This is a genomic window from Staphylococcus sp. HMSC057A08 (assembly GCF_001812925.1).
GTDB lineage: Bacteria > Bacillota > Bacilli > Staphylococcales > Staphylococcaceae > Staphylococcus > Staphylococcus hominis.
Map to the genome: position 1 here is coordinate 1,393 of NZ_KV810846.1, position 15,816 is coordinate 17,208.

The following is a 15,816-nucleotide window of genomic DNA, read 5'->3' on the forward strand; positions in this document are numbered from 1 at the left end:
TAACTGAAATTACTGTTGCAAATGCAATAATACTTTCCATTTCTTCCACTCCTTATTCAAAATAAAAAGCCGACACTAAAAGTGCCGACTGTTATAAATTATTTAGTTAATCTAGTTTGTTATTAAACCACCCCCTAAAAATATAGATATTTTACAATTATTATTATTAGAAACTAATATTTTTGATATAATCAATTTAAAAAGACTTTTTGGAGGTTAAATATGAATAATGATTATCAAGCTCCTCATCATTCAATTAAAGTAGTTACGTTAGTTTTGTTTTTTCTTTATTTTTTAATCTTAGTAGGTTCATTAAACTCAATGGAATCAGGCTTATCTTCAGCTGGTTTTTTAGCCTTAGGTTTAGTTTTAGTGTTTGCAAATGTTGGTAACTTTTCTATGTTACTAAGAACTCGTTCATTACATAAAACTCAAATTTTAATAGGAATATTTGTAATATTTCTAACTATGCTTTGTATAATTCCTATGGTTAGAGATAATGATTCCAAAGATATTATGAATATTTTGCAATTAATCTTGTGTGTAGGTTTTCTAGTTTATATATCTTTTCTAAATTTAGACTATTCAAAATTAAAAGTATTGAATATAGCAACTTTAATTTTCGTATTTTTACATTTTATTATCTATATTATTTCTGGTTTTCCTAGAATGTTCTCAAGTTTTTATCCGAATTCTAATCTAGTTGGACCATATATGTTCTATTCTTCTTTCTTTCTAATAATAGGTGCTAAATTTTCTAGAATTAAGATATTTTATTATTTCTTATTAGCAATTTCTTTATTATTAACTTTTGCCAGTGATTCTCGTTCCATATTCATTAGTATTTCGGCAACAATATTTGTATTTATTTTTTGGAAATTTATAACGAAGTTCACTACAGTTAGAATATTATTCTTTTTTGTTTTGATATCTATATTTTTATCCTTTATTTTCATATATCCTCATTTACCTGAATATAGTTTTTATCCTTCTATTGAAAACTGGATGTTAGAACATACAGGAAAAAGTATTATGTCAGGTAGAAATGATATTTGGATCGTTTTAAGCGAATTGATAAAAGAATATCCTTTATTTGGTCACGGTATGTCTACAGTTGCTTCAGATTTAATAGGTAACGATAAATCTGCACATAATCTTTATTTGAACACACTTATTCAAATTGGTTATATAGGTTTTACATGCGTTATTATAATTCTATTTATAATCTGGATGCGTTTAACTTCAATCAGAAACGACTTTTTTGTTAGGCTATCGGGAGCTTATATGATCGGTATATTGATACATCAAAACTTTGAGATAACACTTTTCCAAAACCAACTTTCTATTGGTATTTTACAATGGTTGATTATGGCTATTGGTTTAAGTAGAGTTATTAACTTCAGTAAAAAAGAGGGTTAGCCCCTCTTTTTTTATATGTTTTCATAAAATTCTTCTTGTATTCTTTTACCATTATTAGATTGGTACTTACGTCTTAATTCTGCATAAGTTGTAGGTTCTAACCAACCTTCTTCGATACCTGTTTTTAACTTACTTTCAAAATAATCTAATTCGGCAGTTGTCATATGAATACCACCATCATCAGAAATGTCATGTGTATAAAATACAACTAAGCAATGTGTTTTTTTGAGAGTATCGAAATATACATCCATTTTAGTATTATCAATGTTATGCACTTGTTTACGATTGATACCATATGTTGTTTTGAACGGGAAAGCGTCGAATTGACTTGATTCGTTGTACTGTGCATAAGCTTCGATTCTATCATTAATTGCGTCGTGATTAGGCGCTTTATTTTGTACAAATGCAGCACGCCAAAAGAAATCAGGATAAATACCATTTAATTTTAAATAGTGTTTACATTGTGCTAATTCTTGTTTTAATTCTTCAGTTGTCATATTAGCACTTGCTTTTACAGTTGGATCCCACGCATGATAACTAAATTCTGCATATGGATCTACTGCTAATTCGTTAATTTCTTCTTGCGATAAAATGTGAGAAGCGCCCGGAATTGGTGCATTTAATCTACCCGGATTAATAGCAAAAGTTGTTGGAATACCTAACTTTTTAAAACGTTCATGAGCAATACTTTTATAATTGCTATAACCATGGTCATTTACCATAATAAGTTTTGCCTTACTTGGTCGTACTGCTTTAAAATCAGAAATAGTTACACGAGTTTGCGCTCCGTCTTGCATATAGAGTAATATTCTGAACATTCTAGCTTGCGTCCAGTTGTCTAAGTTACCTTCATTGGTAAATAATCTTATTCTGTTCCAACCATTTTTTAAATCAGTACCACTTCTTTCCCAAGAACCTCCACCTTCTTTAGGGATATTCAATGTAATATTTTTTAGTTTAGAAGCATCTTCAATATATACAGTAATGACAAACTCTTGAATACCCGTTAATTCAACTTTGTTTTTAGGAATGAATCGTACTTCTGAAATACTATTGCCAATTGAGTCCATATCATAAGCTACAACATTATCTTTATATACTCTACTGTAATTTTCTATAACTCTTGATGTTGTGGCCAAGATTTCTGAGTCGCTTAAAATATTTAAAAATTTATAGTCTTTATAGCTATTTTCTTTCATGAAAGTTTGTTTATTGTAGGACAAATTTTTATTCATCTCCTCGGTAATTATAGGCTGATTTTTAAGTCCTATTGAATAAGAAGTAACATTTTGAGAATTAACATTATAAAATTGGAAGCCCGGTAACCACTTATTCATAATGGTTAGACGAATATAAGTTCCGCCATTAGGTATTGTTACGTTATCTAAGTATTGACCACGTCCTGTGATATACTTTTTGTTCGTATCATAAATAACGTAACCATAATATTTATTATTAGATCGATACGTTTCGCCTTCTTTAACTTGAATATAATCACTCGTAATGTAATTTGTGTTATCAGTCATTACATTTGTATCGCCTAAATTTTTATTGAATAAAATATTTTGATTGTTGAATAAATTATCAGATTCAACAATAAAATTTGTTTTTTCGGTTGTAACAGCGTTATTAATAATATTATTCGTATCAATAGCGTCATTAGTTAGATTACTGTTTGCTATTTTTAAATTTTTCGAACTAACTCCATAAGGTTCGTAAGGCGTACTTTTATCTGCTTGTTCGAATTGGAAGCCAGCTACATTTTTACTTTCAATATTCAAACGAACATATCTAACATCTTTTGCAAATTTAACAACCTCAGTGCTATTTCCATAACTTCCGTAGTAATTTAATTTTTCGTCGAAGGTAACGATTTCTGCGTTTTTATTTCTAGCGTAATTAACACCATTTTCAACTGCGATTAAATTTGTAGTTACCCAATTCGTCTTAGCTTCAACATCACCCGTTTGGGTATTTGTTACTCTTCCAAGATAAACTCTGCTTTCATCAAATAAATTTTTAGAAGTTGTCATAAACGAAGTTTTTTCCGGAGTAATTGCTTTATTCGCTATTTTTTCTCCAATAATACTATTGTCCTTAATCGCAAAATCTTGTGAAGCTTGTTGAGAAACTTCGCTAATTAAATCTTGTTTCTCTTTGTAAGTTAAATCTGAAAAGCGCATTTTGAATTGTTCAGGATTATTAAAAATATAGTCTTTAAGGCTTAATTCAAGTGCATCTAAAAAATCTTGGTCCATAATACCAATAGCATTTTTAGACATAATTTTAGCGACTATATCCTCTAATAATTCAGTATCAACTTCTTTGCCAATCGCTCCTGTAAATCCACTTTCTTCAATATAAAAATAAAAGTCGGCTGCATGAGAACTTTCTTTGTTATTTTCATTGATTAAAAGTACACTTGCTTCCATTTTTCCAGTATGTTTAACGACATTTTCTGATAATTGATATTGTACAACGCCATTTTCTGGATCAATGATATCTACATTTTCATAAAATATAGAACCATCATTTGCGACTAATACCAATCGAGGTATCATTTTGGTTTGATTTAAGTTAATAGGAGAATAGATAGTTCTATTTTCATAGTCAATTTCTTTTTTTATAAATATTCTTAATGCTGTTGTATTTTTATCCATTGAATAAAAAATAACGTTGATATTGCCTAAATCTACACCACGTTCATTTATATTAGTTACAATATCTTTACTTTTATAAATATCTGCCATTCTGACACCTCTTTCATAAAATTAGGACTACATGCTGTCAGCACATAGTCCTGTAAATTAAGATTTATATCTATCTCGTATGAAGTATTCGCCCTTCATACCAATTTGTGAGTATAAGTTATAAATAGTGTTCGCTTGATGCTTACACCAGTTAATATCCGTTGCATATTGATGTGTCCCCGGTGATTGAGGGTTCCAGCGCATACGATAAAGCGTTTGTTGACCGTTATCGATATAACCACGTCTTACAAATTTAGCTCCACCGATAATAGCTTTAGCTGGTGTAGTCCAACCGTAACTTTTAGCTAATGTCATAGCGTAGTTTGGATTAGAGTCATAAGCACCTATACCAAAGTAGTTATACGCTCCATATCGACCACTTGCAAAGTTCGAAGTACCATATCCACTTTCTAAAAATGCATGAGCAATTAAATACATTTCGTTGATATTATACTTCTTACAACCGTCTGCAAAGGCTTGTCCCTGTCCGGATAACGTCCCTTTACCTTTTAATATTTGGTTCAACTTACTAACTGGAATACCTTGATATTTACCTAAATTAAGCATTTGATAACGCATTTTACTGTTGTTCCATATCGTTGCATTATTCATAGCTGCTGATGTAGCACTTCGACTAGCGTTGTACCAACCACTACCATAATTGACTTGTGGCGCTCTAGCCATTTGAATATTCAGCGCATTATTGTAGGTATATTTACTATAAACGACTGTAACAGTAGGTTGTTTTTTCTTGACTGTGGTTGTAGTTTTAGTAGTTGATGTTGTTGGCTTAGATGTTGACGTATTTGTACTTGTGGATGATTTATTATCACTACTTGAAGTAGTTTTATCATCTTTTGGTACTTCAACCTTAATCTTACGTTTAGTTATTTTATCTGATGGAATATCATTGAGTAATTTTTCTCTGTTTTGATACAGATTGATTAACGCCTCTATTGTCTTATCTTCAACTTTTTTACTTGGCTTACCTTTTGTTACTGTGTTCCAAGCACCATGTTCTAATATAGTGCGCCAATATTCACTTTCAATCGTAAAAGATGATTTCTTCATCGGAATACTATGAAACTTCATACGACCAATTAGATAATTCATTGCATGTATTTCATTTAAAATAAAATCATTTTGACTATCTGAATAATCACCGCATACTTCAATAACTAAACAATCTGGCGCACTAGGCACTTCTATTTGTTCATATCTAGGTTGCCAAATGTAATTTCTATCAATGTAGTAATGAGGTAACTCTGCATCTCTAATATATTTTCTTCTCGTTGTATATAAATCAAGTACACTACACATTGTCCCAGCGTCACGTATTAACACTTTCTTAGGCGACCTACCCCTATCTTTTCCATTTGCTATTCTATGTGGAATAAACGTAGGATAGTTCGTTTCTATATCATCAACAGTAAATTTAATTTCTTTTACATCTTTAACTACTGTTTTTGTTTCAGTAGGCGTAGTTGTCGGAGTGCTTGGTTTAGTTGTAGTATTAGTGTCTTTAGGCGGTGTGCTAGGTTTTGGTTTTGGTTTTGGCTTTGGTTTTGGCTTTGGTTTTGGTTTAGGTTCTGCTTTATATGGTGGTCTAACGAAATAAAGACTTCCACCTCTACCGCTATAATCATGATTTACATATGCAGCGACTGAACCTCTATATTGATTCGCACCGTACCAGTTCTGATCAACACAACGGAAACGATTAGTATCACTAGGACCAACTACAATTGCAGTATGTCCAGCCCAACCATAAGTCCAAACAGCTACGTCACCGGGTTTTGGAACAAATGAAGGAGTATTTGCATATATTTTCCACGAAGTATTTGGATAGTTAGCACGTCTTGCCATAGCATTCGCATTACCCCATGTTCTAAATCCCCAATATCTTTCAAAGATATAGTTAGGTAAGTCCCAACATTGATACCCATATCTTCCATCTATATCCACACCACGCCGATTATTAGCCATCCATTTAGCCCAAGCTACGACTTGTGAAGCTGTTGGTTTACCACTTGAAGGTAAAATTGCCATTTATCCACCTTCTTTTTTGCATAATAAAAAGCCGACACATAAGTGCCGACTTACTTTTTAACTTTTATATTTATTTCTGATGTTTCGTTATCTTCAAGTTCTTTGTTATATTTAGTTGTCATTTCTTCTTTGATTTCAGTAGTGATTGAAGGTGGTTGTTTTCCTTCGTTTTTCATAACTGCTAACCTTTCAGCTAATTGTTTAGGTACTAATACTCCCATAGCTGCACAATTTTCAACTACGGATAAAGCTTCGTTTGCGATGTAAAATAAAATGGTAATCATAATTAAACCACCATTCAATGATAGTATAAGGTCAATCACATTAGAAACAACGATTATGACGAAAATAAGTATTTTTCTTCCATATCCAAACAGTCCTTTTCTCGACCATAACCTTCTATCTTTAATTGCTTTAGCAATTCCAGTTAATATGTCTAATACCATCAATAGAATCAATACATACAGTAACTTTAAATCACCAGCATAAAAGAAGGTTTTAAATTCTTCTGACTGTATAATTTTGACTTTGACATCTTCCAATTATTTAGCACCTTCTTTCATTTTTACGTTGTTTCTGTGCTGTCTGTCGAAGAATCTACATTACTTTCGTTGTTTGTAGTCTCTGTATCATTTTCGCTAACTGGATTATTTACTTCACTTTCGTCAGTAGGAGTATCTGTAGAATTTTCTTCGATTGAAGTATCTGTATCATCTTCATTAATAGAAGTATCTACGTTGTTTTCTTCAACAGAAGCGTTTGTATCAATTTCGTCAATAGATGTGTCTATATCTTCATAACTTTCCTCATAATAGCTATCGTTAGTACCAATTTCCACTTCGCTACCAATATTGAGCCAATCAGTCCAATTATTACCTAGTTGATCTAATTTTGAACGAAGGTAAATAGCATTTGTTTCGTTAGGTGAGTAAATGACTTTTGTGTAATTACCATAAGCTAAGATTTGCAACATACCCTCTGTGTCATTTCCGTCAGGCGTATGAAGTGGACCAACTGCATAAAAATATCCAGAAGTATCAACAAAGTCCATTGTCGATAAGTCTGGATTATTTATTTCATATACTTCTCCGTTGTCATTAAATAAAGGCTTATTTTGATTTAATTGACTTATTTTTTCTGATACTACTTGGCTAATTATCTCATTAAAGTTATCAGGCAATTGCGTTGAATTTTCGCCTTTATCTACTTTACTTTCTAACTCTGTACTTAGTTGAGATGATGTAACATACCCACTTAACTTTTCATCTAAATCCGATTGGGTAATAGCGCCATTTGTTTCATCTTTGAAGTTTTGGATAATAGCATTTGATTCATCACGCATATTCTGAAGTTCAAAACTTATATCTTTTTGAGTAGATTCAGAAAGCCTTCTGATGTTTCTTTGCATTTCTTCGTATTTAGTTTCCATTTCATATTTTTGTTCGCTAATGAATGAATCAAATTGAACGTTTACATTTTCAATTTTATCCAAACCTAACATAGCACTCGTGATTCTACTTTGAGCTTCATCAATAAGTTGATCGATTTGTCTAATATAACGAATTTTTACATCTGCACCGATTTTATTAATTAATGCATCTTTAACATAAAATCTGAATTCATTTAAAACAACTGTATCTGGTCGACCTACTGCTTTGATTCTTACTTGACCTTTAACCCAAGTATCAGTTGCTGCTTCTAAAAAGTCTCTATCAACAACAAATCGAATAATACCATTTAAAGAATCGACAAATTCTGTAACACCAGCTGTTTTATGTGAACCATTTTCAGATTCGAAATAAACATCAATATCACTATTTAAACTACTTATTTGCAAAGGATATTCATCCTTTTTTACTTGGAAAGTAAGTATAGCTGTATTGATGTCAAGATTATAAAACACGATATGTTCATCGCTAATCGGTTTTAAGTACGGTTCATCACTTGCGATTAATTTTGCATTTTTATTAATACCATCTTTATTCATTAAATCCATATCTTACCCCCCTTATTTTTTAGTAATAATGTCATTTCTAATATCATAAGCTGATTCATAATTAGGATAAATTTGCTTGAATGTTTTCTCTTTTTGGTTACCATACCCAGTTGATGTAAATGCTTGAAATGCATTGTGTGAGCCAGTTGGAATAAATTTAATGTTTTGAATAAGTTGTTTAATATGACAAACACCTTCAGAGCGTCTAACTTCAACGGGACACATAACTTCTGCTGTTCTATGAACATCACTCGGTGTAATACTAGACATTTGAACAGGAGCAATCGCATTAATAGGTATTGTATGAATACCTTTCGGAAGTTTATGTTCAGTTTTGAATAATTGACGTCTATCAGATTTCCCATTACCACTCCAAGGATTATAGTTTTGTACTACCATCGGACTTACACCAAACGTTGTATCTCTATCTACTTCAACAGTGATAGAGCCATTCATTTCTACAATGCCGTTAGCAGTAATGTTAAAACGTTGTTGTGTCATTAACATACGTTGATATTTATTAGTAGCGATGAGGCTAAAAGTAGGAACGCCTTTATTATTGTATCTGTCACTATAAACAAATGTTTTTGCAAAGGCTTCGTTCGATGTTCTTCCTTGACCACTATTATTAGTTTGCATTAAGCGAATGATGATATTACCTAAGAAATTAACTGAACGCCACATTTCTTCTGCCCCACGAGGTTTACCAGCTCGACCTTCATAGATTTCCGGTAAATAAGAAGTGATATTTTTCTTAATACCTACCCAGTTACTAAATGAACTTAATGTACTTGAACCCCACGTAACTAAGTCTCCATGATTACTCACATCTTGCATGAACTGTGTCATAAGATTATGGTCTTGGTTTGAAAAACGAGGATAAAATAAGCAATAATCTGACACTTGAGAAATAATATTGTGACAATCAACGTGTGCAGTAATATGATTAAGTCCTTCAACTAACTTCTTCATATTTTTTGACTCTTGCTCACTAAATGGTGATTTACCTTTAAAGTTTTTACCAGTTGGATTAGTTCCTTTACCAGCTTTCCAGTTGTAGTCAAAGTTCCTATTTAAATCTACATTATTTACATTTTCTCGATTATCGTTAGCAAATCCATGTGGATTAACAATAGGAACACATACAATGCGCACATTTTTACGAATGTATGCTAAATGTGGATCGGTATGCCAATTGTTTACAACTAAGTCTAAAAATCTTGAATTAGCATAAAATGCGCTATATTCGTTACCATGAATACAACTTGTTAATAATAGTGTTTTACTATAATGTTGTGGCTCGAATGTATATGAGTAAACACTGTACTGTCCTGATTGGTCCTTACCAATATAAGTTTTACGACAATATTCGTTATCAACAAATTTATCGTAAAAGACTTTTAAGTTTTCTGTCGGCTCATTGTGTAATGGCGCTTCGTTTTCGCCACGCATAGCACCTTTAATATATGGTGGAGTCCATAAATATGAACTATCAGCTGCAATATTCAACTCTTTATCTAAATCATTTCTTAAAGAATTAAAATCACGTCCCAATCTAGCCCCTAATGTTTTAGAAACTTTACCGTCCATACTTGCTCTAGCGTCAATGATTTCTTGTTGGTCGTTAGCTAAAGTAGGAACTAAAAACGCTCTCATTCTAGCATCTAGCCAGTTAATAGAGTCCTTTACACTTCTAGTCGAACCGTCAGCAAATGTATGTTTAATTTGATGTGATTGATGCGCTTCGTTATCAACAAAATTATGTCGATGTAATTGATCTTCCACGTAAGTTACCATGTCACGAAACGCTATAAAGTTAAGTTCTAACTGTCTTACGTGTCTAGCGCTAAAAAGCGTATCAATTTCAGTATATATCGTCTTACGCATTATCGCTGACCTCCTTAATTTTTAGGTTTCCATTTTCATCAATGTATATTTCTTTATCTGTTAAATCTATAACAGTACCATCTACTTTTTTAGCAGTCAGTTTTGCTGATGTGTCGATGGAATCTAACTTCTTCTTATCTTCTGGAGACATTAATCCAGCTTTATCAGCGGAAGCATTACCTTCATTTCGCATTTCAATTGTTGTAGCTAAGACACTTGATGTTTTGGCACTTGTTGAACGGTAATCTCTAACAAATGCGCCACCACCTAAGCCACCAATAGCATTAGCTGCGACATTAACACGATTCATGTATCTGTCATAACGTCTGTATTCGCCTAATACTACTTCTTGCTTAACAATTTCGTTATTTATATCTCGTTTTGTCTTAACTTCAACAATCCGTACTATCTCGTTTAGTCCTAATACAGAATTACGTATCTTAACTAAATCGCCAACTCTAGGATTAGCGTTTGGATAGTATTTTTTTAAGACGATAAAGTCTAAGCTAATAGAACGCTTAATTGATTCATCTATGCGTTTCTGTAATCTTGCTTTCATTAACTCCTCGTCTTTAATACGACCATCTTTGATAGGCTCTGCTTCGTATTTGCCGATGTCTTTCATGTCCGGATGTTCGAACTTCATAATCAGTCCAGCGCCAGTAATACCCTGTTCATCTGTATAATCGCCATAACCGACACAGTATGTTGCCATATCTCCTGTATCTTCTTCAACTTTGATATTATTTGCATTAATTTCATCATCTATGATGTAATCAACTTCTTTTTGGTTATAAGGAGTGAATACAAATGTGTATTTTTTAGTTTTCTTATTAAAATCAATGTAGAACTCTAAATCCCAATGCGACATCGCTTTTTTAATTAATTCTTCAACAGTTTCACCTTCTCCAGCATTTTCAAAGTCTGATGAAGGTAACTTACTTTCGGTCAACTTATACTCTAAATCAGTAGGACCAAAAGCTATATCTAAGAATTTCTTAGCGGTAAAACTTCCATTAATAGGTGCATAGATTCTGCGTCGTTTAATAGTGTCTATTGGCTTATAACGACAAGAAACCGTCACACGCTGTTTTGTTCCATGCGCTTGACGGTCAATTAAAAAAGCTAAATATTCTTTTTCGTCGTCTGGTCCTTCAACTCTTGAAACCCTCCAACGTTTATCTATTGCTCTTACTACTTCATAATTGTAAGCATCTTCCAGTAATTCAAACTGTAAAATTGCTTCTGAACTATTTTTATCCGTCCAATTGGTAGTGGTGTTGACAAACTTGCCACGACCACGCTTTGGACTTATTAATATTGGCAATTTGCAACACCTACTTATAATAAAATTTCATATCAAATTTAACCGATTTAACTTGTTGATTAAATTCAAACTCATTCCATCCATGACGGAATTTCGGCTGTGAACCAGATACTTCATAACTTAATGGCGTACCATTTTTGAATGTTTGCACACCATCATACTCAATCTTGTCACCTTTTTTCATTTTGATATTACGAATTGTCATAACATCAGAATGTGTCATAGTAAAAGAAAAGTTTTCTGTATCTTCTCCTAAGATGATTGTTACTTTCTTATACATATTGAATTGGTCGTTGTCTGCTGTACCATGATAATAAACGACGTTGTTCCATATATTTGTGAATGAGTAAATACGAGAACTGTCTTGTTCATCGAAGGGAATAAGCATATCATTCGACCATAATTCTTTATCTGGTCGTTTTTCTAAATCAAGAGACGTGCCAATACTTTCAGCAAATGGAATTTCAGTTGTTTCAAACACCAAGTCGAAACTAATTTTCTTACCATTTTCTTCTGGCACGATAACATCAGCATTTTTAACTTTATAACGTTTACCATTTACATAATAATTGTCGTTAAATTCTTCATGATCTAGTACAAGATTGTTATATTCGCTTATTTCCTGATAATCGTTTTCTAATGGCTCAATAAAACGATAATTTAAAGGGACTGTTCTTCTTAACTCTCTAATCCATACTTCTTCAGTAGAATTCGTTAAGTTGTAGAACTCGTCCCTTAATCTTGCATTATCATTTAGCTTTGTAGAATTTACATGACATTTAACATTTATTTTACGTTTACGATACTGACTACTTAAAAGAATACGACCACTCGTGTTTTCTTTTGTTTCGTAATTATCTTCAATTTCCATACTTTCGATAATTACATCATCGACGACAAAACCGAAGTCGCCCAATGTATATCGTTGTCCGTTTTGTTTTTTTATCTCTAAGTCCATTGAACGACCTCCTTAAAATGTGAATATTGCATCACGATTTGCGTTTTGTTCATTGACAATAGCAGCTAATGCTTCATTATCAACATCCATTTCAATGCGTACAACACGTTGCGATGGATTTGTTTTGATATTGTGTGTATGTTGCACCTGAGCGTTCATATTAGCGCTAACTTTCTTCATGTTGGCAGTTATATCCGGAATTGCTAAATTACTGTTAAATGCGTCTGTAATTGATTGAGCCATACTACCCATACCACTTACAACGTGACGACCTTCTTTTTCAATTCCGATACCTAGACCTTGTGAAACGTACTGACCAATGCCTTTAAACACTCGTGATGGTGAATGAATTCCTAATGCGCTTTTAGCTGCGTTGACTGCGCTTTTGGCTACGTTTCTCGCTGCGTTGACTACCCATGACATTCCGTTCATGATACCTCGAACTAAACCACGCATTAAATCCATTCCGGCACTAGCAAATTGACCAACAAAGCCAACAATTGTGCTATAAGCACGTTGCATTCCAGATTGGACTTGTGAAACAGCATTAACAAAACCACTAATCACGCTAGAAACGAAATTAGACATGGCACTGACAATTCCTGATACCCATTGCGCTCCACCAGAAATAACTTTACTATACGCTTGTTGCATATGTTGCCATACAGATTGAACCACTCGCATAAATCCATTAGCTACTTGGCTAAAGAAATTAGAAACAGTTGATCCAATAGAACTAACCCATTGTGAGCCAATAGAAGTAATATGTGACCAAGCTTGACGCATCCAATTAGCAACACTTGAAGCAACTTGACCAAACCACTGTGTCACACTCGACCAGATTTGACTAAGAAATTGAGTAGTAGACGACCATATTTGTGACCAACTTGAAATGCTTGTACCAAGTATCGAATTTAAACTTGCGAATATAAACTCTGAAATTTGAGTGAAAATCGACTGTACCGCAGTCCAAATAGTATCAAGTACGTTTGTAAAAGTCGTTTGTAAAGTCTGTAATGCGCCAGAAAAGTCACCAGTAATTAACTGAATAAAAGCAGTAAATAAACCAACTATTAACTGAATTACAGATGATACGATTGCGCCAATTGCAGTGAAAATTACAGATACGGCAAGCCACAAGCCTTTAAATGCTTCTACTAGGAAATTAATCGCTTGAACGACTACTACGCCTAAAATTTGATTAACCATATCTCCAAATTGTTGAAAAATTGGCATTAAAGGTTGGATGGTTTGCATGATATTGTCATATAACTGCCTAAACCAATCAATTACCGATTGGATAGCTCCACCAATCGTGCTAGAAATTACATCCCACGCATTTGTGAGCGCTTCTCTTACACCTTCATTAGTGTTCCATAACCATACAAGTACGCCAATCAAAGCACCGACTATCGCAATTACAACGCCTACTGGACCAGATAACGCTGTAAGCACGCCACCTAAAAGATCAATAGCACCTGTCGCAATGCCAATTACTCCGCTTAGTCCGCCAATACTACTTACAAATGTCCCAATAAAGTCAATTGCGCCTAAAATTGGTGGGCCTAAAGTCATGAAAATACCAGCTAATGTTGCAATTAAACCTAGCATTATGCCGATTGCTGGGTGCGCCTCAGTTAGTTTTTCAATAAAATCTGTCATAGCAATAGCTATATCTAATACCGCGGCTGCAAAAGGAGCCATAGCAGTAGCTACATTAATGATAATGTTAATAATATTACCTAATAATTGGATAAGTTTAGGTCCGTTCTCTTGAACATATTCAATAAATTTCTTGAAACCATCACTCTCTGCAATCGTTGCGCTCCATTGTTCGAATTGTTTAGCCATATCTGCTAAACCTTGCAATACAAGATGAGTATTAGGCGCAAATGCTTTCATTAAGTTGAATATACCTCTAAATGTTGAACCGAATATCTGACCTATCAATGGCAAATTCTGTTTAGTATATTCAATAAATGACTTGATCGCATTTTGTCCCTCAACTGACTGCGCCCATTCATTAAATGCTTGTCCCATTTTCTTGAAGCCTTGTGATACCCATTCAGCTAATGGTGCAATTTGAGTTAACACACTAATTAAGCCGCTACCGAATGAGCCAGCAGCGTCTAGCATATTGTTAAATATTCTTACGCCAGTTGTTCCCATCATTTCAAAGAATTTCTGTGCTACTTGTGAGTTTTTAGCCCAATCAAGCATTTTAGCACTTGCTTGTTCCATTCCTTTAGATACGCCATTGATGAATGGTGTAAGTCCAGCTAACGCAACTTTAGCAGTATCAATAGCGTTTGCTAATGTATTAAAGATTTGTGCTTGGTTTTGCTTTATAAGTCCTGCCCAAGCGTCTTGTAAGCTATCTAATGATGCTTGATAACGTTCTGTTTCTCTAGTTGCTTCCAACGTACCGTCAGCTAACATTGTTAAAGCACTAATGCCCATTGCACCAAATGCCACTGCGCCAGCACCAGCTACTCCAAAGGCTCCAGCTAAACCTAACGCCCCGCCAGAAACAACACCTATTGCATTTAACACTGCCATAAGCGCTGGAACTAGACTAGCGATTGCTGGAACAAGTAATGAGATGTTAGATAATAAAGCACCTTTTATCATATTGCCTAAAACTGTACCGATTGTTCTAATCTTTGTTGCTAATTTATCCCATGTTTTAGTTGACTCGTCAATCGCGGCCCCTAATGATCTAAAAAAACCTAATGAGTTGCCTCCGTCAACATCAAGCCGAGTACGAACACGGTTAGGAATAGAACGTAGCATAGCTTTGAACATTTGAATTCTAGAAGTCGCACTTTTTATATCTACATCTAATGTTGCTTTAGCACGTTGCCTTGCAAAATCATTCAATTCACGTTTAGCACGTTTAATTGCTTCTCTTGCTCTAGTTGCATCAGCAGTTATCTCTGTATCGTAGTTTTTATTGGTAATTGAAGATAGATTAGTGCGCAATATATCAAGGCGTTTCATCGCTTTAGAAACATCAGCCGAAACATCAATATCAGCGTCTTTATTATCTACATTATCAATGTAACGTTCTAGCACTTCTATATTTGTTCTAGCACGTTTAATATCCGCTGAAAGTTCAGCATCTGCATGTAAATGGTCAAAACTGTTCACTATACCTTTAGCAGCATTGACTTGTTCTCTCAACTTACTAGAATCAATATCTAATTCTGCTTTACCTTCGACATTATCGAAACTTTCAACGCTTTCTTTCGCAGCTTTAACTGCTTTCATTACGCCAGATGAGTCGCCATCTAATTTAGTATCTTTGATTGATTCTTGTGTTTTCTTGAAGTTTTGAGCCACTTTCTTAGCTGATTGAATAGCACTCTTAAACTTACGGGTATTCGCCTCAATCTGTGCTTTAATACTATAATTCGCTTCTGCCACGTTA

General features: G+C 33.7%; 9 protein-coding genes. 1 reads left to right on the top strand and 8 read right to left on the bottom strand.

What is annotated here, in order from left to right; translation table 11 throughout:
- Positions 1 to 222 precede the first annotated feature (222 nt).
- On the top strand, positions 223 to 1,419 hold the full coding sequence (locus HMPREF2881_RS11390) for an O-antigen ligase family protein (RefSeq protein ID WP_083310068.1): 1,197 nt from the start codon (positions 223 to 225) through the stop codon (positions 1,417 to 1,419).
- Between the two features lie 11 nt (positions 1,420 to 1,430).
- On the opposite strand, the gene HMPREF2881_RS01585 is transcribed toward HMPREF2881_RS11390, so the two are convergent.
- Genes HMPREF2881_RS01585 through HMPREF2881_RS01620 form a run of 8 tightly spaced genes read right to left on the bottom strand, consistent with a single transcriptional unit; the run spans position 1,431 to position 15,812 of the window.
- On the bottom strand, positions 1,431 to 4,169 hold the full coding sequence (locus HMPREF2881_RS01585) for a BppU family phage baseplate upper protein (RefSeq protein WP_070653600.1): 2,739 nt from the start codon (positions 4,167 to 4,169) through the stop codon (positions 1,431 to 1,433).
- Between the two features lie 57 nt (positions 4,170 to 4,226).
- Positions 4,227 to 6,218 (bottom strand): glucosaminidase domain-containing protein, encoded by a 1,992-nt coding sequence (locus HMPREF2881_RS01590; RefSeq protein ID WP_070653601.1) that lies wholly within the window; start codon positions 6,216 to 6,218, stop codon positions 4,227 to 4,229.
- 50 nt (positions 6,219 to 6,268) lie between these two features.
- Positions 6,269 to 6,760, bottom strand: coding sequence for a phage holin family protein (locus HMPREF2881_RS01595; protein ID WP_070653602.1), 492 nt, complete (start codon positions 6,758 to 6,760; stop codon positions 6,269 to 6,271).
- Between the two features lie 23 nt (positions 6,761 to 6,783).
- Complete coding sequence (locus tag HMPREF2881_RS01600) at positions 6,784 to 8,214, bottom strand: BppU family phage baseplate upper protein (RefSeq protein WP_070653603.1); 1,431 nt, start codon at positions 8,212 to 8,214, stop codon at positions 6,784 to 6,786.
- Between the two features lie 12 nt (positions 8,215 to 8,226).
- Positions 8,227 to 10,101 (bottom strand): M14 family metallopeptidase, encoded by a 1,875-nt coding sequence (locus HMPREF2881_RS01605; protein ID WP_070653604.1) that lies wholly within the window; start codon positions 10,099 to 10,101, stop codon positions 8,227 to 8,229.
- The gene (locus tag HMPREF2881_RS01610; RefSeq protein WP_070653605.1) at positions 10,094 to 11,428 is read right to left on the bottom strand and encodes a tail tube TT1 domain-containing protein; all 1,335 of its coding nucleotides are present in this window, start codon (positions 11,426 to 11,428) and stop codon (positions 10,094 to 10,096) included. Before HMPREF2881_RS01610 ends, HMPREF2881_RS01605 begins: the two co-directional genes overlap by 8 nt.
- 10 nt (positions 11,429 to 11,438) lie before the next feature.
- Complete coding sequence (locus HMPREF2881_RS01615; RefSeq protein WP_070653606.1) at positions 11,439 to 12,386, bottom strand: phage tail domain-containing protein; 948 nt, start codon at positions 12,384 to 12,386, stop codon at positions 11,439 to 11,441.
- 12 nt (positions 12,387 to 12,398) lie between these two features.
- Positions 12,399 to 15,812: a phage tail protein gene (locus HMPREF2881_RS01620; protein ID WP_070653607.1), complete on the bottom strand. Its 3,414-nt coding sequence runs from the start codon at positions 15,810 to 15,812 to the stop codon at positions 12,399 to 12,401.
- Positions 15,813 to 15,816 lie beyond the last annotated feature (4 nt).